Source organism: Specibacter sp. NPDC078709, from assembly GCF_040686795.1.
GTDB lineage: Bacteria > Actinomycetota > Actinomycetes > Actinomycetales > Micrococcaceae > Specibacter.
On the sequence record NZ_JBFBLU010000002.1, the window covers coordinates 247,974 to 274,810 of the forward strand.

A 26,837-nucleotide genomic window follows, 5' to 3' on the forward strand; every position below is an offset into this window, starting at 1 on the left:
AAAATGACCCAAACGCAGATCGCTGGCGCCCAGCTGGCACCTGAGTGGTTGCCTGCCGCAGGGGACGTCAATGAGTTGGTGCCTGCCATGTGGGCGCACGACGTCGAACGCGGCCACAGTGGTGAAGTCACCATCAGCGGGATTCCCGTGAGCGAACTCAAAGAGCAGTTTGGCACCCCGCTGTTCGTCATGAGCGAGGACGACTTCCGCGCCCGTGCCCGGACGTTTAAAGACGCCTTCGATGCGGCGTTCAAAGACATTTGTGGCGGCGTGGACGTCTACTACGCAGGCAAGGCCTTCTTGTCCACCGAGGTAGCCCGCTGGGTTGATTCCGAAGGACTGCGTCTGGATACCTGCTCCGGCGGAGAGTTGGCTGTGGCTAAGCGTGCCGGGCTCAAAGGTGAAAACCTGGGCCTGCACGGCAACAATAAGTCGGCTGCGGAAATCAACCGGGCTCTGGACATGGGCTTGGGCCGGATTGTGGTGGACAGCCTCCACGAACTGGCGCGCGTGGCCGAGATTGCTGCGGCCCGCGGGGAAAAAGCCAACGTCATGTTGCGCCTGACCCCCGGCGTACACGCTCACACTCACGAGTCCATTGCCACGGCACATGAGGACCAGAAATTCGGCCTCAGTTTCATTGCTGAGGATCCCGAAGCTCCCGGTATGAGCGCTGCCGAGGCTGCCGCGAAGCTGGCCGTAGAAGCCGAAAGCATTAACTTCTTAGGGTTCCACGCGCACATTGGTTCGCAGATATTCGAAGCCGAAGGCTTTGAAATTGCCGCCCGCAAGCTGCTGGCGTTCACGCACAAAATCCAGCAAAGCTACGGCGTCACCTTGCCGGAACTGGACCTTGGTGGCGGCTACGGCATTGCCTACACCGCGGTGGATACCCCGCGCCCGGCTGCCGAAGTGGCTCAGGCGATGGCCGCCGTCGTACGTGATACGTGCGCGGAACTGGGCATGAGCGCCCCACGGATCTCCATTGAGCCAGGCCGTGCCATTGTTGGCAGCACCACGTTCACCCTCTATGAGACTGGCACGCTGAAAACCGTGCAAGTTGAGGTGGATGGGCAGGCGGATGTGACGGCTCCGCGCCGTTATGTGTCGGTGGATGGCGGAATGAGCGATAACGCCCGTCCGGTGCTTTATGAGGCTGATTATTCGGCAGTTTTGGCCAGCCGTAGCTCGGCGCAGGCTCCCGCGTTGTCCCGAGTAGTGGGCAAACATTGCGAGAGTGGTGACATTGTTGTTAGAGATGTATATCTGCCCAATGACGTGGCGGCCGGGGATTTGCTTGCAGTTCCCGGAACGGGCGCGTACTGCTGGGCACTAGCCAGCAACTACAACTATGTGCCCCGTCCGCCCGTTGTGGCTATTAAGAACGGCACCGCACGTTTGATTGTGCGGGGAGAAACCGAAGACGATTTGCTGGCACGCGATTTAGGGGCCTAGAGACCTTTGACAGAGCGCAATACCGTGGACACCAATGTGTCCGCCAATATCAAGACCCTGAAAGTGGCGCTCCTTGGCGCCGGAAATGTGGGCTCGCAAGTTGCCCGCATTTTGCTGGAAGACGCAGATGCGCTGGCAGCCCGAACAGGGGCCCGGCTCGAGCTGGTAGGCATTGCGGTGCGGAACGTTGACGCTCCGCGCGACGTTCAGGCGCCCCGCGAGCTCTACACCACCGACGCCTCCGCCCTGGTCCGCAATGCCGACATTGTCATTGAGCTGATGGGTGGCATTGAGCCGGCCCGCGCGCTGATTCTGGAAGCCATTGAGCACGGGGCAACCGTGGTCACCGGCAATAAGGCGCTGCTGGCCGTGGACGGTCCCACCCTGTACGAGAAGGCCGACGCCGCCGGTGTCCAGCTCTCCTACGAGGCCGCCGTGGCCGGTGCCATCCCCATCCTGCGTCCCATCACGGATTCGCTGGCCGGGGACAAGATCACCCGCGTCATGGGCATTGTCAACGGCACCACGAACTTCATCCTCGACGCCATGGATTCCACCGGTGCTGAATTTGCTGACGCACTGGCCGAGGCCACGCGCCTGGGCTACGCCGAAGCTGATCCCACCGCCGATATTGAGGGCCACGACGCCGCAGCCAAGGGTGCCATCTTGGCTTCCCTGGCCTTCCACACGCGCTTTGCGTTGGAAGATGTGCACTGCCAGGGCATCACCGGGGTCACGGCGGGAGACATTGCCGCCGCCAAGGATGCCGGCTATGTCATCAAGTTGCTGGCGATCGCTGAAAAGATTGATGCCAAGCACGACGCCGGCACTCACGACGGCGCCCACCCCACCTCGGGCGTGAGTGTGCGTGTGCACCCCACCTTGATTCCGCGCGAACACCCTCTGGGTGCGGTGCGTGGCGCGTTCAACGCCGTGTTTGTCGAAGCGGAAAATGCCGGTGAGCTCATGTTCTATGGGGCAGGAGCAGGCGGTTCCCCCACGGCATCAGCTGTCATGGGTGACGTTGTCTCAGCTGGACGTCGTTTGGTTCTGGGTGGCCCGGGCCGCACGGATTCCACCATTGAGGTGCTGCCGGTGCTGCCTATCGATGCAGTGAGAACCCGTTACTACATTGGCATGGACGCCGCGGACCAGCCCGGTGTCCTGTCCAAGATCTCTGCGTTGTTTGCCGAGAACGGGGTCTCCATTGAGACCATGCGGCAGACGGTGCACCGCGACCGCGACGAGTCTGAGAATGGCGGCCCGGCAACTGCTGAGCTGCGCATTGTTACTCACCGCGCAAGCGAGGCCGCTTTGGCGGCAACTGTTGAGGCCATCAAGGGTCTTGACATCATTAATTCAGTGACGAGTGTCTTGAGGGTGGAGGGAGTCTAATGGCTCATCAGTGGCGTGGAGTTGTCCGCGAATATGCAGAGCGTCTTCCGGTAACGGCAGACACCAAAATCATTACCCTGGGTGAAGGCGGCACACCGTTGGTGTACGCGCAGCATCTCTCAGCCTTGACGGGTTCCAATGTGTACCTGAAGGTGGAGGGCATGAACCCCACCGGTTCCTTCAAGGACCGCGGCATGACCATGGCCATGACGGCGGCTGTCGCAGCCGGGGCCAAGGCTGTTGTGTGCGCCTCAACTGGTAACACCTCGGCGTCGGCAGCAGCTTACGCCAAGGCTGCCGGATTGACCTGTGCAGTGTTGGTGCCTGAAGGCAAGATCTCCATGGGCAAGCTCAGCCAGGCGGTGGCGCACGGCGCCACCATCTTGCAGGTAGACGGTAACTTCGATAACTGCTTGGATGTGGCCCGCAAGCTGGCCGAGTCCTACCCGGTCTTCTTGGTCAACTCGGTCAACCCCGCCCGCATTGAAGGGCAGAAGACCGGTGCCTTCGAAGTGGTGGATGCCCTGGGCGATGCCCCGGATTACCATGTGCTTCCCGTAGGTAACGCTGGCAACATCAGCGCCTACTGGCGCGGCTACCGCGAATACGCGGCCCCGTACGAATCTGCCACGGCCGGTACCTTGCCTGCTGTCTCCACACACACGCCCATCATGTGGGGCTTCCAAGCAGCCGGCGCCGCACCGTTCGTTGCCGGTCACCCCATTCTGGAACCCGACACGATTGCCACGGCCATCCGTATCGGTAACCCGGCATCGTGGGACATGGCCATAGCTGCACGGGATGAGTCCGGCGGACTCATTGAAGCTGTCACGGATGATGAAATCCTCGCAGCACACCGCTGGCTCTCGGCCAAGGAAGGCGTCTTTGTGGAGCCCGGCTCCGCAGCCGGCGTTGCTGGTCTGATCAAGAAGCATGCGGCCGGCGAAGTGCCCTCCGGCAAGACCTTTGTCATCACCGTGACCGGCCATGGCCTGAAGGACCCCGATTGGGCCCTGAAGAACGCCGACGGCAGCGCCGCACAGCCCAAGTCTGTGGCTTTTGACGTGGTCACAGTTGCCGATGCACTTGGCCTGACGGACTAGCAGCACACCATCATGACAGGGTCCACCATGACAGGTTCAAGCATGACTTCCCCGCTGCCTCATCAACCGCTTCTGAAAACTCCGCTTTCAGGAACCGCCGCCACCGTGCGGGTTCCCGGTACCAGCGCCAATCTTGGCCCCGGCTTTGATTCGCTGGGCTTGGCGGTTTCGCTCTATGACACCTTGACCATCACCACCTTGGCTGGTCCGGAACTGGAATTTGAGCTGAGCGGGGAAGGTGTGGCGGAGCTCCCTCGGGACGCCAGCCACCTTGTGGTGAAGACGCTGGATATCGCTTGGGCACGTCTGGGCTACAGCCGTGTGGGAGTGCGGGTAACCGCGAACAATGTGCTTCCGCACGGCCGTGGCCTGGGGTCCTCGGCCTCGGCGATTGTGGCCGCGATCATGGCAGCGAACGCGCTGGTGGCGCCCGAGGATCAGCAGGATAAGGCTTGGGTTTTGCAGCTGGCCTCCGAACTCGAAGGCCACCCGGATAACGTCGCGCCCGCCATCTTTGGTGCCGTGGCCGTTTCGTGGCAGGAAGGTGCGGAATTCGCCAGCGCCAAGCTCACGCCGTCGAACGTGGTGGTTCCCGTAGTAGCCATCCCCGATGTGGAACTCAAAACCGAACGGGCCCGTGGCATGCTGCCGGCCACCGTGCCGCACGCTGACGCTGCCGCCAACTCTGGCCGAGCAGCCTTGCTCATGCACGCGCTCACCAATGATCCGTCACTGCTATTGGCCGGAACCCGCGATTATCTGCACCAGGATTACCGTGCCGAGGCCATGCCTGCCAGCGCCGCGTTGGTGGAGCTTTTGCGCGGAAACGGGCACGCAGCCTTCATTTCTGGTGCCGGCCCCACGGTCATGGTGCTTGCCAATGGTGGTGCCGAAGCGGAAATAATCGTGGGACGAATCACAAATTTGCGCAACGACAATGAAAATTCCGCTTCAAACGGCGTGTCTTGGCGGGTTTTCCGGCTCGAAGTTGACCTCGAAGGTGCTAAAGTGGAGATGCATCCGTAGTTCATAGACACTCTCCCTTTTGGTTGCTAGTTGACCAGCGCGGAAACGAACAGTGTTTATTTGACCCATGATGCCGCCTTTGCAGCCTGCGCCATTCGTGCGCAGTGACCGCTGGATCAACGCATGGCAGCCGCCGGTTTGGTTCTGGGATCGCTCCATTTGAGACTCGATTCAAAAGGTGAATCACACCATTTCCGGAACACAAACCGTTTTTTCGGCTACGGGAATGGAACCTCGGGTATGTCCCGTTGTTAGCCAGTGCGGCAGCAATAGGGGAGCTCGACACTAATCATCGCGGCCCCAAGAATTGGGCCCGCCATCGAGGGGGAAGGATCCTTCGTGACCGAAACCGCAACTTCAGCCGCTGCTCCCAAGGCTGCTGAATCAAACACCACTGGCGCACCTGCAAAGTCCGCAGGTCTAGCTGGGTTGAAGCTCGCCCAGCTGCAGGTCTTGGCTGGACAGCTGGGCATCACCGGTGGTTCTAGGATGCGCAAGGGCGACCTTGTTGAAGCCATCTCAGCTCATCAGCGCGGTTCTTCCGTTGCTGATCGGCCGGTTCGCTCCAGTTCCAACGCTGGCGCAGGCGCCGACACGGCAGCTGCTGGCAAGAATGCAGCCGAAAAGACCGGGGCGGCAAAGACCGGGACGGCAACACGTTCAACCCGGCGCGGCTCCGCAACCAAGGCTGCTGCCGAGAGCAACAATGAGGCTGCCGTAGGGTCTGCCGCTCCTGACGCTGCCGTCGAGGCAGGCACCAGCAACAACACCGGTGAAAACGCAGCTGCCACCGAGGCTCCCGAGCGTCCGGTCCGCGGCCGCGGCCGCACCCGCCGTGCTGCCAGCAGCGACGGCATCATCACCACGGATTCGGCCTCGCACTCCGGTGTGGTTTCTGCGCAAGCTACCGCCGTTGAGTCCACTTCCACCGAAACTTCCGGTGCACCTGCTCAGGAGAGCAACGAGAACGACGGCGAAAACCGCCGCCAGTCCCGTACCCGCAACCGCCGTTCACAGGGTGGTTCACGCCAGCAGGATGCACACAGCGACGGTGCTACCTCTGCTGACAACGTAGCTGCCGAGACGCCCGAGGCCACCGACAGTGAATCCGCTCAGGGCGATAATGCCGAGAACGGTGAGCGCAACGTCCGCAACCAGCGCAACAATAACCAGCGCAACCAGCGGAACAGCAACGACCGGAACAGCGCCAATAGCAATAACAGCGCGAATAACGCCAACAGCAATAACGGCAACAACAGTGCAGGCGACGACGAAGATGGATCGCGTAACAACCGCAACCGTCGTAACCGCCGGGACCGGAACTCTAACGATTCCAACGACCGCAACGATCGCAGCGGAAACAACAGCAATAGCAACAACAACCGCAATGACCGGAACGACCGTTTCCGCGACCGCAACGAACGCCGCCGCGGCCGTACCCAGGGCCCGGACTTCGATGACACCGAGCTGACCGAGGACGACGTTCTGCTGCCCGTAGCCGGCATCCTGGACATCTTGGAAAACTACGCATTTGTGCGTACCTCCGGCTACCTGCCCGGTTCCAACGATGTCTATGTCTCCTTGTCACAGGTCAAGAAGTACAACCTGCGTAAGGGCGACGCCGTCGTAGGTGCCATCCGTGCACCTCGTGAAGGCGAAGACCGCAGCAATGCTCAGAGTGCCCGCCAGAAGTTCAACGCCTTGGTGCGCGTCACCAGTGTCAACGGCAAGAACCCGGATGAACTCAAGAACCGCGTTGAGTTCGCCAAGCTGGTACCGCTGTACCCGTCGGAGCGTCTGCGTTTGGAGACCGACTCAAAGAAGATCGGTCCCCGCGTTATTGACCTGGTGGCACCGATCGGTAAGGGCCAGCGTGGCCTGATCGTGTCCCCGCCCAAGGCCGGTAAGACTCTGATCCTGCAGTCGATCGCCAATGCGATCACCATCAACAACCCTGAAGTTCACCTAATGATGGTGTTGGTTGATGAGCGTCCTGAAGAAGTCACCGACATGCAGCGCACGGTCAAGGGCGAAGTTATTGCTTCAACCTTTGACCGCCCCGCCGATGACCACACACAGGTAGCCGAACTTTCCATCGAGCGCGCCAAGCGCCTCGTGGAAATGGGTATGGACGTAGTGGTGCTGTTGGATTCCATGACCCGCTTGGGCCGTGCCTACAACAACTCGGCTCCGTCCTCGGGCCGTATCCTCTCCGGTGGTGTGGACTCTGCAGCCCTGTACCCGCCCAAGCGCTTCTTCGGAGCAGCCCGCAACATTGAAAACGGCGGCTCGCTGACCATTTTGGCCACGGCACTGGTGGAAACCGGTTCCAAGGCTGATGAGGTCATCTTTGAAGAGTTCAAGGGCACCGGCAACATGGAACTCCGCCTCTCACGCCAGCTGGCTGACAAGCGCATCTTCCCTGCTGTTGACGTCAATGGCTCCGGTACACGCCGTGAAGAGAACCTGCTGTCCCCTGAGGAAGTCAAGATCATGTGGCGCCTGCGCCGCGTGCTCTCCGGTTTGGAAATGCAGCAGTCGCTTGAACTGTTGACTTCCAAGCTGCGTGAAACCCAGTCCAACGTCGAGTTCCTCATGCAGATCCAGAAGACAACTCTGGGCTCCAAGGCCGAACAAGACAAGTAGCTAAGCGTAAGAGGCGGGACCGTACATCACTGTGCGGGCCCGCCTCTTGGCGTTATTGCTCCTTCCCGCTGGAACGAATTTAGTTATTAGACTTGACTTACGTCGAGAGAGGTTTTTGAAATGTTTGAATCCATCCACGGTTTGCTTGATGAGCATGCCGAGCTGCAGATGCGTCTGAGCGAGCCTGAAGTGCACGCCGATCAGGCCTTGGCGCGCAAACTGGGCCGCCGGTATGCCGAATTGAGCAACGTGGTGGAGGGTCATCACCAGGTGGAATCTATCGGTGACGATCTGGAAGCTGCCCGCGAGATGGCCGCCGAGGACGCAGAGTTTGCCGCCGAGGTTCCCGTGTTAGAAGAACAATTGGCTGCTGCGCAGGAGAAGTTGCGCCGTCTGTTGATCCCGCGCGATCCCGATGATGCCCGCGATGTCATCTTGGAAGTCAAGGCGGGTGAAGGTGGAGACGAGGCAGCCTTGTTCGCCGCCGATCTGGTGCGCATGTACACCCGTTACGCCGACCAGCGTGGGTGGAAGACGGAAATCATCTCCGCAACGGAATCTGATCTGGGTGGCTACAAGGATATTTCCATTGCCGTCAAGGGCCGCTCCAATGATCCCGCCGAGGGCGTATTTGCTCGCCTGAAGTTTGAAGGCGGCGTGCACCGTGTGCAGCGCGTTCCGGCTACGGAATCTCAGGGACGAATCCACACCTCGGCCGCCGGTGTTCTGGTGCTCCCCGAAGTGGATGAGCCCGAAGAAGTGGACATCAGCCAAAACGATCTCAAGATTGATGTCTACCGTTCCTCCGGCCCGGGTGGCCAGTCCGTGAACACCACGGACTCCGCAGTCCGCATTACTCACCTTCCCACCGGAATTGTGGTGGCGATGCAGAACGAGAAGTCGCAGCTGCAGAACCGTGAAGCAGGCATGCGCGTGCTCCGTGCCCGTATTCTGGCGCACCAGCAAGCCATCATCGACGCCGAAAACTCCGCGGTGCGTAAGTCGCAGATCCGTACCATGGACCGCTCGGAACGAATCCGCACCTATAACTACCCGGAAAACCGGATCGCCGATCACCGCACCGGCTACAAGGCCTACAACCTTGATGCCGTCATGAATGGTGATTTGGAACCTGTGGTGCAGTCGGCCATTGAAATGGACGAGCAGGCACGATTGGACGCCATTGGCGACTGATGCCACCAGCTCCTGCGCCTCAGTAACAGCCGTAACTTTGGCTGACGCTGTTCGCAGTGCGACGGCGGTTCTTGCGGCCGCTGGGGTGCCCACCCCGGCGGTGGATGCCCAGCTTTTGGCCGCCCATCTCCTCGGTGTGAGCCGGGGCGAGGTGGCAGCCATGTTATTTGGCACAGCTGTAGCACCATCTGGTTATGATGAGCTGGTAGCTAGGCGAGCCACACGGGAACCGTTGCAGCACATCACGGGCGTGGCCTATTTTCGGCACCTGGAATTAGCGGTGGGCCCGGGCGTTTTTGTTCCGCGACCCGAAACGGAATCGGTGGTCCAGCTGGGGATCGATGTATTAACTCAGTTGCACCAGGAACGTGGGGATACCGCGGAGCTAGTTGCCGTGGACCTGGGCACAGGCTCGGGCGCCATTGCCGGTGCCATGGCCACCGAGGTTTCAGGCAGTACTGTCTATGCCGTGGAACTCAGTGATGACGCCTTCCCTTGGGCGGAAAAGAATCTAGCCGGTACAGGCGTTAACTTGGTGCACGGAGATATGCGCGATTCCTTTGCCGAGCTTAACGGAAAAGTAGATGTAGTGGTCTCGAATCCGCCGTACATTCCTGCCGACGCCATCCCGCGAGATCTGGAAGTACGGCTGCACGATCCCCACATGGCACTGTACGGCGGGGGAGCGGACGGCATGGAAATGCCCACCGCCGCAGAGGCCACGGCTGCCCGGCTATTGCGGCCAGGAGGGTTCTTCGTCATGGAGCACGCTGAAGTTCAGGCTCCGCAAATGGCAGAACTTTTCAATAACAGCGGCCACTGGGCTAACGTTCGCACACACCCGGACCTGACCGGACGGGACAGGGCCACCAGCGGCTTGCGACGCTAGTATGTTGCGCCGAAACCTCGTGATTGAAGGGACGCGTTCCACGTAAGTGGGCGCCGTGATGAAAGAATGGTCTTGTGAGTACCACTTCCTATAACTGCACCAATGAGCAACAGCGCGCCGAGGGCTTAGCCCATGCGCAAAAGGCCATTGCTGCCAAGCAGATTATCGTTATGCCTACGGACACTGTCTACGGGGTAGCCGCGGACGCGTTTTCTCCTCAGGCGGTGGCCACACTGCTGGCTGCCAAGGGCCGTGGCCGCAATATGCCGCCGCCCGTGCTGATTCCGCGCATTGGCACCATGGAGGGTCTGGCAACCGACATCCCCGATGATGCCCGCAAACTTGCCGAGAAATACTGGCCTGGCCCGCTCACCTTGATCTTCCATGCGCAGCCCACCTTGACCTGGGACCTGGGCGAAACCAAGGGAACCGTTGCCCTTCGCGTTCCGGATGAGCAACTGGCACTTGACCTGCTCACCATTACGGGTCCCTTGGCCGTCTCAAGTGCAAACCGAACCGGACAGGCGGCTGCGCAGACAGGTTCCGAGGCCAGGAGCCAACTCGCGGATTCCGTCGAAGTGTATTTGGAGGGTGGCTACCGCCCACTCGACGGCAAGGATGCCACCCCATCCACCATCGTTGATGCAACAGGTCTGCGGCTGCGTGTGGTCCGCGAAGGTGCTATCAGCCTGGCCGAGATTCAGCAGATGATCCCTAGCGCCTTGGGTCCTGACGTGGAACCTAAAATGTGGGAGCCATCGAATCTGGGCAAGGATCAGGACGAGGTCCTGGACGAGGATTCCATGGAATCCGCGGAAACCGCCGGCGAGTCGATGAGTGATGCGGCAGCTGAAGAACTAGCTATTGACCCAGAGAAAATTGACCTTCAGAAAATTGACTCAGAGTCGATCAATCTCGAGAAGCCAGAAGAGGCTGCTTCCTAGGACCTCATTTACGCAGGATCAGGGTAGCGCTAGCGGAAGTGCGGGTGCTATTTCCCCAAGCGGGCGTTCTCCAGCACCGTGGCTACTGAGGGAGCAGGAGTGAGGCCTACGGACTCGGCCCAGCCGGGAGTTTGTTCTTGACCAAACCACATCAACTCCACCCGGCGAAGAGAGCCGTGCAGCCTTTCGCCCAGCAAGCCCGAGACGAAATATCCGGCGGACAGGACCGCCTTGCACAGGAATCGGGGTAAACGGCGAGGAGGGCGGCCACCTGCAGCAGCTAGGACCTCGCTGACCGACAATCCTTCCCACGGTTGCAAGACCACGGACGGAACATCGCCCGCGAACTGGCCTGTCTCAACAACGAACCATGCGAGGGCATCGATGGAGCTGACTGGTGTGGGGAAGTCGCCGGGTGTGGCAACGGAGGCGATGGGGGAGCGGGCTACCTTGACCAACGACTGGGTGGTGGGGCGGCTGGCACCCTGAACCGAGGTGGCCCGGATGGTGACTAAGGATAGCGGTGTGCTCTGAGCCGCCACCAACTCCAGTGCTTCTTCACCTAAGGCCTTTGACCGTGAGTAGGCCGAAAATGGTGCTCTGTTGCCACTTTCGTCGATCACGCGGCGGTGTCCCTGCACGGAAGCACTGCTGAGATGCACAAATCTACTCACTCCGGCCTCCTTGGCCGCCAAGGCAACCACAGCTGGCAACAAGGCATTGGCGCCGGTGAGCTCGGGTGATTCGGCGTCGCCTGGTGTAGCCAAGCCCGCGGCATTGATGACAACGTCAATTCCAGAAAACGCGGCGCTGAGTTCTTCCCGGGAGGAAGAGATCGGGGAGCCCGGTGTGGGGGATCCCGCCTCTGCCACAATCTCATGGGAAGAGACAGCAGTACTTCGCAGCCGGGGAGCGGCCATGGCGACAACCGTGGCCCCGCGTTGCCGGAGGTCGTCGACAATGGCGCTGCCAACAAAACCCGAGGCACCGATCACCAACCAGCGCAGTTCATGTGAATCAACGGCCATGGTTAGCGTGGACCTTCCATAGGAGGCATCGGGGTAAAGTCGGAGGCTGCAAGAATTCGCCGTGATTCACGCCAACCAGCCAGTAGCCGGCCACTGCCACGCAGGGTCTTCTCAACACCCACCAGCCGCAATAGTTCCTTGGACGCCGTCAGCGCCGTGCCGAGGGCAAAGCCCACCGGGTTGAAGCGACCATGAACACGTAGGTATTGGCCCACCAAGCCACGGTTGCGCATGACATAGAAGCGGCTGAGATCGGAAGAATCGTTCAAGTGCCTGATGCGCAGATCAATGCTGCGCTGGGAACGGGCCTTGTGCAGCACGAATTCATTGACGTACCTGACCGGGCGCTGCAGCGAAATCAGCCACCCGTAGACGGTGTCATCCCAGTTGAGAAAAAACCGCGGGTCTGGCAGGCCCACACCGCGCGCCGCGTCAGCGTGGAGCAACATGCCTTCGAAACAGCCAACATTGGTGGCAAATTCGTTGGTCGAGGAAAAGACGTTGCCGCGGACAGGCATCGGGAAGCCCAGAAAAGTGTTGAAGTTGTTTTGCCAGAAGAAGGGCTCGCCTTCGGCGTCGTAGCGGCGGCCAATCATGGCGTCGTATTTCCCCATCCACGGCGCAAAGGCACCGATCGCATCGGGAACGCACGTGACGTCGTCGTCCATCAGCCACATCCACTGCGCACCCTCGGCCAAAGCCCGCTCAACACCGGCCGAAAAACCACCAGCCCCGCCGGAGTTTTCTGCCAACTCGTGGTGAATGACGGGAATCGGCGCAGGGAGCGCGGCGAAGCGAGCCGTGGCAGCCTCGATGACCGCGGCCGTGGTGTCGGTACTGGCATTATTGACCACGATCACCCCATCGGGGGCCGGGGCAAGCGCCGCAACCGAGTCCAAAAGCCCCTCAAGATAGTCAGCACGGTTGAAAGTGGTGATGACGATGAAGAACTGTTCGTGACGGCCCAGACTCAAAACTTTTGGTCCTTCATGGGGCCGAACTTGGCGCCGCGCAGGCCTGCCGAATAGGTGCTGGCCCACATGGCGAGGCCCTTGAAATCACCCTTTTTGAGGAAGAACAGCGGGTAACCCACGGCGTCGGCCACCAATGACCGGACTCGGCGGTGCTTGCGGGTCAGGAAGCCGCGGTTGCGGTAGTAGTAAAAACGCTTGAACGGAGTCTCGGGAACCAGTACGTGCAGGCGGTCGCCGAGAACTTCCTGAACCTCACCCCAACCGGCGGGGTGGGTCAGTGCCACGGAGGTGACGGTGCCAAACTTCACCTTGGCTTCGCGCAGACGGAGCATGAAATCGGTCTCGTCACCGCGGATGAACAAGCGCAGATCCGGCAGGCCAACCTTGAAAAAGACGTCGGTGCGGATCAGCGCGCCGTTGAAGAACTGGCCCACGTTGTCGATGAAGCCAAGGGGTTCAACCACGGAACGGTCATGGGTCAGGTGGCCATCGATACGGAACGGGAAGGAGAGCTTGCTGGGTTCGCCGGGGGCCACTATCAAGGGCACCACAACATCGAGATTGCGAGCCTTGGCCGCCGCCAGCAGTGTGGCCAGGCAGGCAGGATCTTCCGGGTGGGCGTCGTCGTCCATAATCCACACCCACTCCGCACCCGAGGCTATGGCATTCAGGATAGCCAGTGAAAAGCCGCCGGCCCCGCCTAGATTTGCCAGGGAGCGCACGTACGTGACCTCGGCAGGGGCAGCGGCCGCGATCTCACGCACATCGGAGGTCCCGGAATCCACCAAGGCAATGGCATGGGGAGCGTGGGTTTGCTGTGCAAGGGCACCCAGCAGGATTCGCACGTCGTCTGGCCGGTCAAAGGTGACGGCAGCAACGGCTATGGTATCGCTCAAGGGGGGGTCCTCTCGGGTGGTGCCCGCGGCGGTGCGCGGCATCCGGCATGGCTAAAGAGCATGTAATCATCGGCAAGGGATTACTATTCTTGTGTACCTTCCACTTTAGTACAGTCGCCATCATCGACCTCATTACGCCGTGGACAACAGTGCCCGGCCGAAAAAGACCTTTGGCAGAAATCGGAATTACGAATCACGTTGAATACCACCAGCAGACAGTCAGGCCAAGAAGTGGCGCCCATCTCCGTGGACAGTGATCGCAAACCACGCCTGTGGTTATGGTCGCAAGCAATCTTGGATTCCCTCGCGTGGACTGGTGCCATCTTCCTGGCTGTGTTGCTGCGCTACGAGCTCGATATTCGCCTCATCAATTTCACCGGTCTTAGCATCCTGATCGCCGTTGCCGTTGCAACGCAGCTGATCGCCGGCTGGTACATGGCGCTCTACCGCGGCCGGTACAGCTTTGGGAGCATCCACGAGGCCCGCGTGCTGGTGGCCGTGACATTGATTGTGTGTGTCGTGACCAGCATTGTGCTCTCGATCTTTATCAGCGAACTTCACGTGGCCCGTTCCGTGGCCGTCATTGCCTTCCCCTTCGCAGCGCTGGCCATGGCCGCGATCCGCTACGCCAAGCGGCTCTACGTTGAGGGCAAGCCGATTTTCGGTGAGGAAGCACAAAAGACCCTCATTTACGGTGCTGGATTCCTCGGCAACTCGCTGGTGACCCGCATGGTGCAGGACCCGGAATCGCCCTACGTTCCCGTGGGTTTGGTGGATGACGATTCCACTAAAAAGCACCTGAGGTTGAGCTCGGTAAGCGTGATTGGTGGCGGGCATGAACTGCCCGAGTTGATCAAGCGCACCAAGTCCACCGTGGTGGTTTTGGCCATGGCACATTTGAGTTCCAAGCGGATACGGGAGATCTCCGAAAGCGTGTCCGGCCTGGGCGTGAAGGTTCTGATTCTGCCTCCGCTGCAGGAGATGCTCAGCCCCGACACCAACAAGGACCACCAGGGCGGGCTCACGGACTTCCGCGAAATTGATGTTGCCGACCTCATTGGCCGCAGCCCCGTTGAAACCGAGGTCTCGCAGATTGCCGGCTACATCAAGGGCAAGCGCGTCCTCGTCACCGGTGCTGGCGGATCCATTGGGTCTGAGCTGTGCCGCCAGCTCTACAGCTTTGATCCCGCTGCGCTGATCATGTTGGACCGTGACGAATCCGGACTCCAACACACGCAACTCTCCATTGAGGGCCACGGGCTGCTCGATAATAAAAATATTGTGTTGGCAGACATCCGCGACGCCGACTCCTTGAACCAGATCTTTGCCGCACGCCGTCCCGAGGTGGTGTTCCACGCCGCCGCGCTCAAGCACGCGCCCCTGCTGCAGATGTACCCGGAAGAAGGCTGGAAGACCAACGTTCTGGGGTCCCTGAACGTGCTCCAGGCCGCCCGCAGCGTTGGGGTGGAAACCTACGTCAATGTCTCAACAGACAAAGCCGCTAGCCCCACCACGGCTCTAGGACACTCCAAACGAGCGGCGGAAAAGCTCACCTCGTGGATGGCGCGGGAGACGGGTCAGCGCTACGTTTCCGTCCGCTTCGGCAACGTCTTGGGCAGCCGGGGATCCATGCTGCCGTTGTTCACTGATCAAATCAACAAGGGCGGCCCCGTCACCGTCACGCACCCCGATATCACCCGCTTCTTCATGACCATCCCGGAGGCCTGCCAGCTGGTCATCCAAGCCGGTGCCATTGGCCACGGCGGCGACGTGCTGATCCTGGATATGGGCGAGCCGGTCCGCATTATGGAAGTGGCCGAACGCATGATCGCCATGTCCGGACGAAAAATTGAAATCAAGATCACCGGCCTGCGCCCCTCCGAAAAACTGCACGAGCAGCTCACCGGAGATGACGAGATCAAGGATCCTGACGGCCACCCCAAGATCTCCCACACGCACGCCAAACCGCTGTCCCCGGACGAGCTTGATCTGTCCTTGTGGCTCCAGCGCTGCATCGACGAGGCAGGCCCCAACGGTGCCAGCATTGATGAGTCCGACGGCGACGTCGCGGCAGGAGCATGATGGAAACCTGGGCAGCAATCACCGTAGGCGCCGTAGCGCTGGCGCTGGCACTGCTCTTGCCGATCTTTGTCCGGCCGCTGCTGGCAAAGGCCGGCGTGCTGGATGTGCCGAACGCACGTTCCTCCCACACTGCACCCACCATCCGCGGCATGGGAATTACGACGGCGGTGGCCTTGCCTGCCGCTGTCCTGGTGGCCGTGTTTTTGCCCCAGTCGGGGAACACGCGTCAGGGTGCGCTGACGCTGGTAGTGATTCTCGGCGTCGTACTGGCCGCCAGCGCCATTGGCTGGATCGAAGATATTCGCGGCCTGTCAGTAAAAATTCGGGCCGGGATGCAACTGGCCGTGGGTGGATTGGCGACCGCAGCCGTGGCCATTCTGGACCCGGGGGAGCAGCAACTGTGGCTGATTCCGATCGGAGCCATCGCGGTGGCGGCGTATGTCAACGTGGCCAATTTTATGGACGGCATCAATGGCATCTCCGGGACGCATGGCCTGCTTGTGGGCGGCTTTTACGCCTACGCCGGGTACGTGGCGGGGCACGGCTGGATGGTCTATGTGGGAATCGCGATTGCCATGGCATTTGGCGGATTCCTGCCCTGGAACCTGAGCCGCAACAAGGTGTTTCTCGGTGATGTGGGCAGCTATTTGCTCGGTGCTTCGATCGCCGTCACAGCCATGTGTGCATTTCTTGCCGGAGTGCCGCCGGAATATATTTTCTCGCCGGTGCTGATCTATTTAGTGGACACGTTTGTGACATTTTTGCGGAGGCTGCTGGCCGGTGAACGGTGGTATGCGGCGCACCGGCAGCACGTGTACCAGCGCTTGACCATTGTGGGCTTGAGCCACGTCCAAGCCACGGCTGTGGTGTGTGGCGCCACGATCGTGGTCAGTGTTTTGGGGATTGTGGCCGCCGAGGGCGGCAGTGTCACCCAGGTGGTGGCCACCGCTGTTGGCTTTGCCGTGGTGCTGGCGTATCTGCGGACCCCAACACTTTTTCAGAGCTACTTCCGACGCAGGGCCGAAAAGGCTTAGAGGCTTGGGGGAGGGCCCAAGCCCGCGGCGGCCCGTCCACACCCAGTTCTATCTCGTGTAGAATAATTCGTGGTGAAACTCACCGCCCTCTTTCCATGCCCCCACGCGTTCACGCTGCTTGCAGCTGTGCCGTGGCAGGGCTGAGCAACGAGGGGATTTTCCCCAGATGGAGTTCACATGAAGGACGCAAGCGCGAACAATAGCGCTGCACCAAGGCCATTAACGGCCTCGGGTCCCACTGCGAGCCCCAGCTGGAACATCCTGAAGAAATGTCTTCAGACTGGCGGGATCGCTACGGTCGTCATGGCACTAGCCGCGTTCATTTTCACGGATATGCCAGGCGTCATCAGTGTGTTGTGCGGCGCTGTGGTGGTCATGCTCTTCTTCGCTTTGAGCCTTTTCGCTGCCCATGTATTCGGCCGAAACCGGCCGAAGGCCGTCATGAGTATTTTCTTCATGAGCTACATCGTCAAAGTCTTCGGCTTCTCCGCCATACTTTTCGCTTTGGCGGCACCATCGTGGCTGAATAAACCCTGGTTTGCAGGGGCAGCCGTGGCTTCGGTGCTGGTGTGGCAGGCAACGGAAGTCGTCATATTCAGTAAACAGCGCTTTTTACTGTTTGATGATTCGGCTCCAGCCCTGAAGGCGCAGGAGAACGCTGATGCTGACCGCGATGGCGAAGGAGCCCAGTCATGACTAAGAAGACACCCGATCCCGGCCAAGGCGACCACGTGGTAATCCCACCGAAGTCGAATGCCGGAAAGCTGGACTACACCTACATTATTGGCGGAATCCTGCTCTGGGGTTTGATAGGGTGGGGACTGGACTTTTTATTGCACCAAGCTTGGATTGTGTTTGCTGCGGTTCCTATTGGAGCCGCCTGTGGGTACTACCTAGCTCGGCATTATCAACGGCATGGCCGCCCTGACAATGACCACAAGCAATGAATCCCACCATCAGACTTTCCTTTGGTGCTGACCATCTTTTGATGGGCCACCGCACTTGCCCTATGACCGAAACTGCAGAGAGGACAGCGCGTTGACCGCGTTTGCGCTTCCGATGGCCTCGAATGACGGTGGCTTCGTTCCACCGACAATTAGTGACACCCACCTCCCCGACGTTTTGCCCTGGATGGCCGAGTACGGCACCGGACTGGGCAAGCAGATGATCATGGTCATCTTGTCGGTTGTGCTGATCACTGTCTTCTTCAAACTAGCGATCCGAAACCCGAAATTGGTTCCGGGCCGAACCCAGTTCTTCGCCGAAGGCTTCTACAGCTTCGCGCGTAACACTATTAGCCGCGACATCATGGGTGAGAAGAACTTCCGCCCGTGGGTCCCGCTGATTTTCTCAGTGTTCCTCTTTGTGCTGCTGAACAACATCTTCGGTGCCATTCCGCTGCTGCAGTTGCCTTCGTTCTCACACGCAGGCAGCGCCTATGCAATTGCCTTGATCATCTACTTCACGTGGATTGCTGTTGGCGTGCAGAAGCACGGCATCCGTTACTTCAAGCTGGCAGTTGTTCCCTCCGGTGTTCCCGGTTGGATCCTGCCGCTGCTGGTGCCGTTGGAAATTCTCTCCAACTTCGTTGTTCGCCCGCTGACGCACTCCTTGCGTTTGATGGCAACCATGCTCGCCGGTCACTTGATCGTGGCTCTGGCAGGTAGCGGTGCACAGTACCTGATCATTGTTCAGGACAGCATCCTGCTCAACGCGACGGGTGTGGCAGTTATTGCCGGATCCGTGGCCATGTACTTCCTGGAACTGCTGATCATGGTGCTGCAGGCATTTGTTTTCGCCTTGCTGACCGCCATCTACATCCAGGGCAGCCTCGAAGCGGACGCTCACTAGCTTCCCCCGCAACACCAAAAAGTTTTCCTCAAAAATAAGTATCACCTCACAACCTGCCGGCACAACGCCGGTATCTTGAAAGGAACCAAATGGAACTCCACGGCTCGCTCAACATGATTGGCTACGGCCTGGCCACTATCGGCTCGGCAATTGGTGTGGGCTTGATCTTCGCCGCTTACATCAACGGTGTAGCTCGTCAGCCGGAAGCTCAGCGCATCCTGCAGCCTATCGCTCTGCTGGGCTTCGCCCTTGCAGAAGCACTGGCTATTCTTGGCCTGGTCTTCGCCTTCGTCGTTGGCGTCTAGTCCAAAGACTTCTCGTCCCGGTCTTCCGGGGCACGAAATTTCCTGGACAAATATCAGATTAAGGATTAGTGAGAAATGATTACCGCAGAAGTAATCCTCGCTGCTAGTGAGGGTGCAAACCCTCTGGTTCCCAACGTATGGGAAATACTAGTAACTGCTGTATCCTTCGCTGTCCTGCTCTTCGTGGTGAAGAAGTTCATCGCACCGACCTTCGAGAAGTCCTACACCGACCGTGTAGAGGCCATCGAGGGTGGGATCGAGAAGGCAGAAGAGGCTCAGGCCGAAGCCAACGCCCTTTTGGAGCAGTACAAGGCCCAGCTCATGGAGGCCCGCACGGAAGCCAATGGCATCCGTGAAACCGCTCGTGAAGAAGGCGCCCAGATCTTGGCAGACCTGAAGGCGAAGGCTGCAGAGGAATCTGCACGCATCACCGCCCAGGCACAGGTCCAGATCGAAGCTGAGCGTGTTGCTGCAGTGAACTCCCTCCGCAGTGAGGTTGGCACTTTGGCTACACAGCTGGCAGGCAAAATCGTTGGCGAAGCCCTCGATGATGATGCGCGTTCCAACCGGGTTGTTGAGCGCTTCCTGGCAGATCTGGAAAACCAGTCGAACGCGGGTGTAACGAAGTAATGGCAGGTGTATCGAGCAAGTCATTGGCAGCGGCTCTTGAGTCGCTGGAACCCAAGCTTGCCACTGCGTCTATCGCATTGGCTCAGGATCTCTTCGCAATTGTGGGGCTTCTGGACAGCAACGCCGGCCTGCGCCGCGCCTTGACCGATCCCACCCGTCAGGGTGCGGAGAAGTCGGCACTGGCCACCAAGCTCATTGCCGGGAAGGTCAGCGCAGAAGCACAGAACGTGTTTTTGGAGTTGGTTTCCGCTCGCTGGGGCTCGGCTCGTGACCTGGGCGATGCACTGGAAGTCTTGGCAGCAACATCGGCGATCGCGGTTGCTGAAGGTCAAGGTGACGGCTCTGCCAACCTGGATGCGCTGGAAGAGGAACTCTTCACGTTTATCCGAGTTGTTGGGTCCAGTCATGATCTGCAGCGCGCATTTGACGATGCACAGGCTTCGGCATCAGCCAAGAGCGCCTTGGCGCACAAGGTTGTTCCGCAGTCCGGTGACGTCGCCGCGCTGTTGATCCGCCAGGCCGTAACCGCCCCCCGCGGGCTCAAGCCCACGGCTCTGGTGCAACGGTTCGTGGAATTGGTTGCCAAACGCCAGCAACGTTGGATTGCCTACGTCAGCGTCACCCGTGACCTGAGCGCAGAGCAGATCGCACGTCTGCAGGCCGGCTTGAACAATCTCTATGGTCGTAACTTGAAGATCAACGTCAATATCGACCCGACATTAGTCGGCGGGATCAAGGTTGTTGTGGGGGCTGAAGTTGTTGACGCAACTGCAGCAACGCGACTTTCCGATCTTCGCCGCCGGTTGGCAGTTTAGGAAACCACTTCAGGTTTCCCGCAACAGCCAGTCCACAACTGACTGAATCAAACATTTAGGTCGCCACCCACACCTTTTCTTCGGGTGGCCACCACAACTTAGGAGAGCAGGGACTGCAGATGGCCGACTTGACCATCAATGCCGACGACGTCCGCAATGCCTTGAATGAGTTCGCAGCGTCCTATGAACCGGGCAACGCAGAGCGCGTCGAGGTTGGCCGCGTCACCACCGCAAGTGACGGCATTGCCAAGGTAGAGGGTCTTCCCTCTGTCATGGCCAACGAGCTTCTTCGATTCGAAGACGGCACACTGGGCTTGGCCCAGAACTTGGACACTCGCGAGATCGGTGTGGTTGTCCTTGGCGACTTCGCTGGTATCGCTGAGGGCCAGCAAGTTCACCGCACCGGAGAGATCCTCTCCGTACCGGTGGGCGATAACTTCTTGGGCCGCGTAGTTGACCCCTTGGGTCAGCCTATGGATGACCTGGGCGAGATTGAACCCGAAGGCCGCCGCGCCCTGGAGCTTCAGGCTCCTGGCGTTACCGAGCGCAAGTCGGTTCACGAACCGCTGCAGACCGGTATGAAGGCCATCGACGCCATGATCCCGATCGGCCGTGGCCAGCGTCAGCTGATCATTGGTGACCGTCAGACGGGTAAGACGGCTCTTGCCGTTGACACCATCATCAACCAGAAGGCCAACTGGGCTTCGAAGGATGTCAAGAAGCAGGTTCGCTGCATTTACGTAGCAATCGGCCAGAAGGCATCGACCATTGCAGCAGTCCGCCAGACTCTGGCAGATAACGATGCTTTGGAATACACCACCATCATTGCCTCACCGGCATCTGACCCGGCTGGTTTCAAGTACCTGGCTCCTTACACCGGTTCGGCCATTGGTCAGCACTGGATGTACGGTGGCAAGCACGTTCTGGTCGTCTTTGATGATCTCTCCAAGCAGGCCGAGGCTTACCGCGCCGTTTCACTTTTGCTGCGTCGCCCGCCGGGCCGCGAGGCATACCCCGGTGACGTGTTCTACCTACACTCCCGTTTGCTGGAGCGTTGTGCAAAGCTCTCTGACGAGCTCGGCGCAGGTTCCATGACCGGCTTGCCGATCATCGAAACCAAGGCAAATGACGTCTCGGCGTACATCCCGACCAACGTTATTTCCATCACCGATGGTCAGATCTTCCTTCAGTCGGACCTCTTCAACGCCAACCAGCGTCCCGCTGTTGACGTGGGTGTCTCTGTTTCCCGTGTTGGTGGTTCAGCACAGGTCAAGGCCATGAAGAAGGTTTCCGGTACTTTGAAGCTGGAACTGGCTCAGTACCGCGACATGCAGGCATTCGCCATGTTCGCCTCCGATTTGGATGCCGCTTCCAAGCAGCAGCTGACTCGCGGAGCGCGCCTGATGGAACTGCTCAAGCAGGGTCAGTACGCACCGTTCCCGGTCGAAAACCAGGTTGTCTCAATCTGGGCAGGCACCAACGGTTACCTGGACGATGTCCCGGTAGAAGACGTTCGCCGCTTTGAGACCGAGTTCCTTGACCACCTGCGCATGCGCACATCGGTCCTGACCACGTTGGCTGAAACCAACTTGCTCGAGGACTCGACGGTTGAGGCACTCAAGTCCAACATTGTTGACTTCAAGAAGGGCTTCTTCGGGGAGGGCGACAGCAAGCTTGTTGGCGCCGGCCATGAAGAGTTCGATGCGCTTGCCGCTGAAGACGTCGACCAGGAAAAGATCGTTAAGCAGAAACGCTGACACCATCCTTTGAATAGCTTGCCGGTCCCACGGGGCCGGCAAGCTAAACAAGGATAAGGAAAGGACAAACATGGGAGCCCAGATCCGGGTCTACCGCCAGAAGATCGCCTCGACCACGTCGATGCAAAAGATCTTCAAGGCGATGGAACTGATCGCTACGTCCCGCATTGGAAAGGCACGCATGCGTGTTTCGGCGTCATTGCCGTATTCCAATGCGATCACCCGTGCCGTTTCTGCCGTTGCGTCCCAGTCCGAGGTCGACCACCCGCTGACAACCGAACCGGATTCTATCCGTCGGGCTGCAGTGTTGGTCATGACTTCCGATCGTGGTCTTGCCGGTTCCTACTCCGCCAGCGTTTTGAAGCAGGCAGAGCACCTTATCGAATTGCTGCACGGAGAAGGCAAAGACGTCACGACCTATTTGGTCGGCCGCAAGGCTCAGGCGTACTTTGACTTCCGCGGACGCGATTACGCCAAGGTGTGGACCGGTGGCACCGATGCACCGGAATTTGAAACTGCACGTCAACTCCGCGAGGCCCTGCTGTTGGACTTCGCAACCGACTTCGAAGAGGGTGGCGTGGATGAAATCCATGTCGTTTACACCCAGTTCAAGTCAATGGTTGTTCAGGAGCCGACAGTAATTCGTCTGCTGCCGTTGGAAGTTGTTGAGGAAGAAGTCGAATCCTCAAACGACCTGCTGCCGCTGTACGAGTTCGAGCCGCAGCCCGAGGACGTCCTTGACGCCCTGCTGCCGCGGTACATTGAGTCACGCATCTTCTCTGCACTCTTGCAGGCGGCAGCTTCCGAGCTCGCAGCTCGCCAGCGGGCTATGAAGTCCGCAGGTGACAACGCCAATGATCTGATCAAGAAGTACACGCGTCTTCGTAACAACGCCCGGCAGGCTGAAGTTACGCAGGAGCTCTCCGAGATTGTTGCGGGCGCTGACGCGCTCAACGCCTCTTAGCAGCCCAATTCATACTTATTCAATGCCATCTACACAAGTGAAGTGAGAGAGATGACTGCCCAACTCAACGAGCAGGGAACCGCCGTGAAGGCTGGTGCCACTGGCCGCATTGCGCGCGTTATCGGCCCGGTTGTCGACGTCGAATTCCCGGCTGACGGCCTTCCCGCCATTTACAACGCACTCACCACCGAGATCACTCTCAACGGTGAGACCAAAACCATCACCTTCGAAACTAGCCAGCACCTGGGCGACGGCGTTATTCGCGCCATCTCCTTGCAGGCTACCGACGGACTTGTCCGCGGAACCGCTGTCAAGGACTTGGGCGCGCCCATTTCCGTACCAGTCGGCGACGTCGTCAAGGGCCACATCTTCAACGTCCTGGGCGAGCCCCTCGACGTGAAGGAATCGGAACTGAACATCACCGAGCGTTGGCCCATCCACCGCAAGCCCCCGGCTTTCGCAAGCCTCGAAGGCTCCACGGAGATGCTCGAGACCGGTATCAAGTCCATTGACTTGCTGACCCCCTACATCAAGGGTGGAAAGATTGGTCTGTTCGGTGGTGCCGGTGTCGGTAAGACCGTTCTGATCCAGGAAATGATCACCCGTGTGGCCCGTAACTTTGGTGGTACTTCGGTATTCGCCGGTGTTGGCGAGCGAACACGAGAAGGTAACGACCTCTGGGTTGAAATGGAAGAAGCCGGCGTTCTCAAGGACACCGCGCTAGTCTTCGGCCAGATGGATGAGCCGCCGGGAACGCGTCTTCGCGTTGCTCTGTCAGGTTTGACCATGGCTGAGTACTTCCGCGATGTACAGAACCAGGACGTGTTGCTCTTCATTGACAACATCTTCCGTTTCACACAGGCCGGTTCCGAAGTTTCCACACTGTTGGGCCGTATGCCTTCAGCTGTGGGTTACCAGCCCAACCTGGCCGATGAGATGGGTATCCTCCAGGAGCGCATCACCTCGACCAAGGGTCACTCGATCACGTCCATGCAGGCCGTTTACGTGCCTGCTGATGACTACACCGACCCGGCCCCGGCCGCGACCTTCGCCCACTTGGATGCGACCACGGAACTTTCCCGTGAAATCGCTTCACGTGGTCTGTACCCGGCCATCGATCCGTTGACTTCAACCTCACGTATCCTTGACCCGCAGTACGTTGGCCAGGCCCACTACGACACCGCTGTTCGTGTCAAGCAGATCCTTCAGAAGAACAAGGAACTGCAGGACATCATCGCGATCCTCGGTATCGACGAGCTCGGTGAAGAGGACAAGATCGTCGTGGCACGCGCCCGTCGTATCCAGCAGTTCCTTTCACAGAACACCTACACGGCGAAGCAGTTCACCGGCGTCGAAGGCTCCACGGTCTCCATTGCGGACACCATTGAAGGCTTCACCGCTATCTGCGACGGCGACGTGGACCACATTGCCGAGCAGGCGTTCTTCAACATCGGTGGTATGGATGATGTAGAGCGTCAGTGGGCTGCGATCCAGGAATCGACCAAGTAAGCATGGCTAACCTCGAAGTTGAAATCGTAGCGGCGGACCACTTCGTGTGGTCCGGTGCAGCGACCCTTGTCAAGGGGTTCACCAGCGAGGGCGAGATCGGCATTTTGCCCGGTCACACCCCGATGCTCGCGGTTTTGGCGCCGGGCTTGTTGGAGATCGCTCCTGTAGACGGATCCCGCTTCCTTGTTGAAGTGGACGGCGGTTTCTTCTCGGTTGACAGCAACCGGGTTGTCATCGTTGCCGACAATGCGCAGTTGAAAGACAGCGCAACGTCTGGCGCAGGGATTCGCTAGCAATCAATTGATGAACGAACTCGGTATTCCGTTCATCGTACTGGCAGGATTACTCCTGCTAGTTGTTCTAACACTGTGCCTGTACGGGGTGCGCCGCATGCATTTGCGGCGCGCCCTTGGCACGGTCGACTCCTCCATGTGCCTAAGCGGAAATCGCTGGGCCATGGGGGTTTGTCGTTATCAGGAGTCAAATCTGCAATGGCTCCGGGCCCTGTCCCTCAGCCCGATTCCGGCGAAGACCATGCAACGCAACAAGATTGTGTTGGTAGGCCGTCGCGAACCTAACGAGACTGAGCTGACCCGAGTTCCACCCGCCACCGTGATTGTGATTCTTGATTACGAGGGCACACAAATCCTGCTCGCCATGAAGTTCGGCGCCTATGCCGGCCTCTCCTCATGGCTGGAAGCCGGTCCGCAGCCTGGTGTCTCTACCCGGCGCTAACACGGCCGCGAACACTGCGGCTAACTCACTCACAAACACAGTGCTTACGGCCAGTGTGTTGTCAGTGTCCTCCCAGCCAGCGCCGAGTAAACGTTCGGTCGCAGCCACTGCTATCGCTGTGCAGCTGCCTTTCAGGGCAGATAATTCTCATAGAGTGCGGTAACACTGTGGCAATGATTCAAGAGCTTGAAAATCTCAGTCTTATCGACGGTCCGCTTCCTCTCATGGTCCTGTGCTTAGGTGTAGCCTCGCTGCTCTTCCTGTTGTTTCGCCGTTCCCTGCGCTGGTGGATCTTTGTGATTGTCAGTGCCCTGCTGGCGTTCGCCGTCAGTAGCGCCGCCTGCTGGGCAGTCATCCACGTGTTATATGTTTGGCCCGAAGATCTCCCAACCCCTGTTGTCATTAGCGTGGCCCTGGTGCTGTGGCTCCTGACGCTGGGAAGCACGACGGCGTTGGCCGGTTTACGCCGTCAACGTCGAGGTATTGTTGCGGGGGTTAGCGATGTGGAGGTTAGGGACGCTGAAGTTTGCGACGCTGCCAGGACTTCACAGCCGAGCTCACCGCACCCCAATACCCGGCCCCGCCGCCGCACCTCACCTCTCCGGCGTACCGACCAGCGTGGGCCTCTCGCTCAATTCTGACTTTGGTGAATTTCCCATTGTGGGCAGCCTGTTTAGCTCGCCAACAACAAATCTCTCCACGGCAGCCGTCCCAGTTGTGACACATCAGCTTGGCTCGCGATTCATGACAGCTGGCGTCTCGGCCGGTTGGAAGGCACCTGCTGGTTTACCCGCAACAGGAACTGTGCGCTCCGTCGATATTGCAGGCACGGTCTCGGGTTTCAAAGCCCGCAACGCTGTGGTGTACCTGCCCCCGGCCTATTCAGCCGCAAATCGGCCGGTCTTGCCGGTGCTGCTCTTAGTTAGCGGACAACCGGGTTCGCCAGAGTCGTGGCTGCGCTCTACCAGCCTCGTCACTCAGCTAGACTCCTTTGCTGCCGCGCACGGCGGTCTGGCGCCCGTGGTGGTCATGCCGGATCCCAATGGTAGCGATCAAGCCAACACGATGTGCATGGACTCCGCTCTGGCCCCGGCCGATACCTATATGTCCGTCGACGTGCCTCACTGGATCAAGACACATCTTGAGGCTGACACCAACCCCGCACATTGGGCTGTGGGTGGCTTCTCCTATGGCGGTACGTGCGCTTTGCAGATGGTGACCCGCCACCCAGAAATCTACAAGACGTTCATGGCGATTTCCCCGGAACGCGAGCCCGCACTGGCCGTGAACAGGTCCGTTACCGTCCACAGGGCTTTCCACGGAGACACCGCGGCTTTCAATGCACAGCTGCCGCTGACTCTGCTGGCGAAGAATAAGTATCCAGAAACTTCTGGCTGGTTTGCCGTGGGGAGCCAAGATGCGGCGTATTCTGCCAATGTGAGAGTCCTTCAAGAAGCAGTCGACAAAGCCGGCATGAGCACCGAACGTGCAGCCTTTCCCGGAGGGCATTCTTGGGCTGTGGCCAATGCTGCTCTGCCTCAGGGATTGACTTTTGTTTTTGCCAGATTGGGCTTGCGATGAGGGTATGGAGTTGGCTACGGCGCA

General features: G+C 59.4%; 26 protein-coding genes. 23 read left to right on the top strand and 3 right to left on the bottom strand.

Going from position 1 to position 26,837, the window contains the following annotated elements; translation table 11 throughout:
• The first annotated feature begins 3 nt into the window (after positions 1 to 3).
• The 8 genes from lysA to AB0P14_RS05220 all read left to right on the top strand — a co-directional run bounded on the left by lysA (position 4) and on the right by AB0P14_RS05220 (position 10,652).
• Entirely contained in the window at positions 4 to 1,455 is a 1,452-nt protein-coding gene (lysA, locus tag AB0P14_RS05185; RefSeq protein WP_363838624.1) for a diaminopimelate decarboxylase, read from the top strand.
• Positions 1,456 to 1,503: 48 nt separating this feature from the next.
• On the top strand, positions 1,504 to 2,850 hold the full coding sequence (locus tag AB0P14_RS05190) for a homoserine dehydrogenase (RefSeq protein ID WP_363839351.1): 1,347 nt from the start codon (positions 1,504 to 1,506) through the stop codon (positions 2,848 to 2,850).
• Positions 2,850 to 3,953, top strand: a complete 1,104-nt coding sequence (gene thrC / locus AB0P14_RS05195; protein WP_363838627.1) for a threonine synthase — start codon at positions 2,850 to 2,852, stop codon at positions 3,951 to 3,953. Before AB0P14_RS05190 ends, thrC begins: the two co-directional genes overlap by 1 nt.
• Positions 3,954 to 3,995: 42 nt before the next feature.
• Positions 3,996 to 4,979, top strand: a complete 984-nt coding sequence (thrB, locus tag AB0P14_RS05200; RefSeq protein WP_363838630.1) for a homoserine kinase — start codon at positions 3,996 to 3,998, stop codon at positions 4,977 to 4,979.
• A 339-nt stretch (positions 4,980 to 5,318) separates the two neighbouring features.
• Positions 5,319 to 7,625: a transcription termination factor Rho gene (gene rho, locus AB0P14_RS05205; RefSeq protein ID WP_363838632.1), complete on the top strand. Its 2,307-nt coding sequence runs from the start codon at positions 5,319 to 5,321 to the stop codon at positions 7,623 to 7,625.
• A gap of 120 nt (positions 7,626 to 7,745) precedes the next feature.
• Complete coding sequence (prfA, locus tag AB0P14_RS05210) at positions 7,746 to 8,819, top strand: peptide chain release factor 1 (protein ID WP_363838635.1); 1,074 nt, start codon at positions 7,746 to 7,748, stop codon at positions 8,817 to 8,819.
• Entirely contained in the window at positions 8,809 to 9,708 is a 900-nt protein-coding gene (prmC, locus tag AB0P14_RS05215) for a peptide chain release factor N(5)-glutamine methyltransferase (RefSeq protein WP_363838638.1), read from the top strand. The genes prfA and prmC overlap by 11 nt, the downstream gene beginning before the upstream one ends.
• A gap of 74 nt (positions 9,709 to 9,782) precedes the next feature.
• Positions 9,783 to 10,652 (top strand): L-threonylcarbamoyladenylate synthase, encoded by an 870-nt coding sequence (locus tag AB0P14_RS05220; RefSeq protein WP_363838640.1) that lies wholly within the window; start codon positions 9,783 to 9,785, stop codon positions 10,650 to 10,652.
• 47 nt (positions 10,653 to 10,699) lie between these two features.
• Here AB0P14_RS05220 and AB0P14_RS05225 read toward each other — a convergent pair whose 3' ends face one another.
• Genes AB0P14_RS05225 through AB0P14_RS05235 form a run of 3 tightly spaced genes read right to left on the bottom strand, consistent with a single transcriptional unit; the run spans position 10,700 to position 13,550 of the window.
• Positions 10,700 to 11,680, bottom strand: a complete 981-nt coding sequence (locus AB0P14_RS05225; protein ID WP_363838643.1) for an NAD-dependent epimerase/dehydratase family protein — start codon at positions 11,678 to 11,680, stop codon at positions 10,700 to 10,702.
• Positions 11,681 to 11,682: 2 nt separating this feature from the next.
• Positions 11,683 to 12,654 (bottom strand): glycosyltransferase, encoded by a 972-nt coding sequence (locus AB0P14_RS05230; RefSeq protein WP_363838646.1) that lies wholly within the window; start codon positions 12,652 to 12,654, stop codon positions 11,683 to 11,685.
• The gene (locus tag AB0P14_RS05235; RefSeq protein ID WP_363838648.1) at positions 12,651 to 13,550 is read right to left on the bottom strand and encodes a glycosyltransferase family 2 protein; all 900 of its coding nucleotides are present in this window, start codon (positions 13,548 to 13,550) and stop codon (positions 12,651 to 12,653) included. Before AB0P14_RS05235 ends, AB0P14_RS05230 begins: the two co-directional genes overlap by 4 nt.
• Before the next feature lie 294 nt (positions 13,551 to 13,844).
• Here AB0P14_RS05235 and AB0P14_RS05240 point away from each other — a divergent pair, with 294 nt between their 5' ends.
• From AB0P14_RS05240 to AB0P14_RS05310, 15 genes are all read left to right on the top strand, one after another.
• A complete protein-coding gene (locus AB0P14_RS05240) occupies positions 13,845 to 15,632 on the top strand; it encodes a nucleoside-diphosphate sugar epimerase/dehydratase (RefSeq protein ID WP_363838651.1) in 1,788 nt (595 codons plus the stop codon).
• Positions 15,632 to 16,666: a glycosyltransferase family 4 protein gene (locus AB0P14_RS05245; protein WP_363838653.1), complete on the top strand. Its 1,035-nt coding sequence runs from the start codon at positions 15,632 to 15,634 to the stop codon at positions 16,664 to 16,666. Before AB0P14_RS05240 ends, AB0P14_RS05245 begins: the two co-directional genes overlap by 1 nt.
• A gap of 177 nt (positions 16,667 to 16,843) precedes the next feature.
• Positions 16,844 to 17,362 carry a hypothetical protein gene (locus tag AB0P14_RS05250; protein WP_363838655.1) on the top strand — a complete coding sequence of 173 codons (519 nt, stop codon included), beginning with the start codon at positions 16,844 to 16,846 and terminating at the stop codon, positions 17,360 to 17,362.
• Positions 17,359 to 17,613: a hypothetical protein gene (locus tag AB0P14_RS05255; RefSeq protein WP_363838658.1), complete on the top strand. Its 255-nt coding sequence runs from the start codon at positions 17,359 to 17,361 to the stop codon at positions 17,611 to 17,613. The genes AB0P14_RS05250 and AB0P14_RS05255 overlap by 4 nt, the downstream gene beginning before the upstream one ends.
• Before the next feature lie 91 nt (positions 17,614 to 17,704).
• Positions 17,705 to 18,517, top strand: a complete 813-nt coding sequence (gene atpB, locus AB0P14_RS05260) for a F0F1 ATP synthase subunit A (RefSeq protein WP_363838660.1) — start codon at positions 17,705 to 17,707, stop codon at positions 18,515 to 18,517.
• Positions 18,518 to 18,606: 89 nt separating this feature from the next.
• Positions 18,607 to 18,822, top strand: coding sequence for a F0F1 ATP synthase subunit C (locus AB0P14_RS05265; protein WP_363838662.1), 216 nt, complete (start codon positions 18,607 to 18,609; stop codon positions 18,820 to 18,822).
• A gap of 75 nt (positions 18,823 to 18,897) precedes the next feature.
• Complete coding sequence (locus tag AB0P14_RS05270) at positions 18,898 to 19,452, top strand: F0F1 ATP synthase subunit B (RefSeq protein WP_363838665.1); 555 nt, start codon at positions 18,898 to 18,900, stop codon at positions 19,450 to 19,452.
• Positions 19,452 to 20,267 (top strand): F0F1 ATP synthase subunit delta, encoded by an 816-nt coding sequence (locus tag AB0P14_RS05275; protein ID WP_363838667.1) that lies wholly within the window; start codon positions 19,452 to 19,454, stop codon positions 20,265 to 20,267. The genes AB0P14_RS05270 and AB0P14_RS05275 overlap by 1 nt, the downstream gene beginning before the upstream one ends.
• 119 nt (positions 20,268 to 20,386) lie before the next feature.
• Positions 20,387 to 22,024, top strand: coding sequence for a F0F1 ATP synthase subunit alpha (atpA, locus tag AB0P14_RS05280; RefSeq protein WP_363838670.1), 1,638 nt, complete (start codon positions 20,387 to 20,389; stop codon positions 22,022 to 22,024).
• A gap of 70 nt (positions 22,025 to 22,094) precedes the next feature.
• A complete protein-coding gene (locus tag AB0P14_RS05285) occupies positions 22,095 to 22,988 on the top strand; it encodes a F0F1 ATP synthase subunit gamma (protein ID WP_363838673.1) in 894 nt (297 codons plus the stop codon).
• A gap of 51 nt (positions 22,989 to 23,039) precedes the next feature.
• A complete protein-coding gene (gene atpD, locus AB0P14_RS05290) occupies positions 23,040 to 24,497 on the top strand; it encodes a F0F1 ATP synthase subunit beta (protein WP_363839354.1) in 1,458 nt (485 codons plus the stop codon).
• 2 nt (positions 24,498 to 24,499) lie between these two features.
• Positions 24,500 to 24,790 carry a F0F1 ATP synthase subunit epsilon gene (locus tag AB0P14_RS05295; protein WP_110106640.1) on the top strand — a complete coding sequence of 97 codons (291 nt, stop codon included), beginning with the start codon at positions 24,500 to 24,502 and terminating at the stop codon, positions 24,788 to 24,790.
• Positions 24,791 to 24,800: 10 nt separating this feature from the next.
• Complete coding sequence (locus tag AB0P14_RS05300) at positions 24,801 to 25,232, top strand: DUF2550 domain-containing protein (RefSeq protein WP_363838675.1); 432 nt, start codon at positions 24,801 to 24,803, stop codon at positions 25,230 to 25,232.
• A gap of 173 nt (positions 25,233 to 25,405) precedes the next feature.
• Entirely contained in the window at positions 25,406 to 25,873 is a 468-nt protein-coding gene (locus tag AB0P14_RS05305; RefSeq protein WP_363838678.1) for a hypothetical protein, read from the top strand.
• 103 nt (positions 25,874 to 25,976) lie between these two features.
• On the top strand, positions 25,977 to 26,813 hold the full coding sequence (locus tag AB0P14_RS05310; RefSeq protein WP_363838681.1) for an alpha/beta hydrolase-fold protein: 837 nt from the start codon (positions 25,977 to 25,979) through the stop codon (positions 26,811 to 26,813).
• Positions 26,814 to 26,837 lie beyond the last annotated feature (24 nt).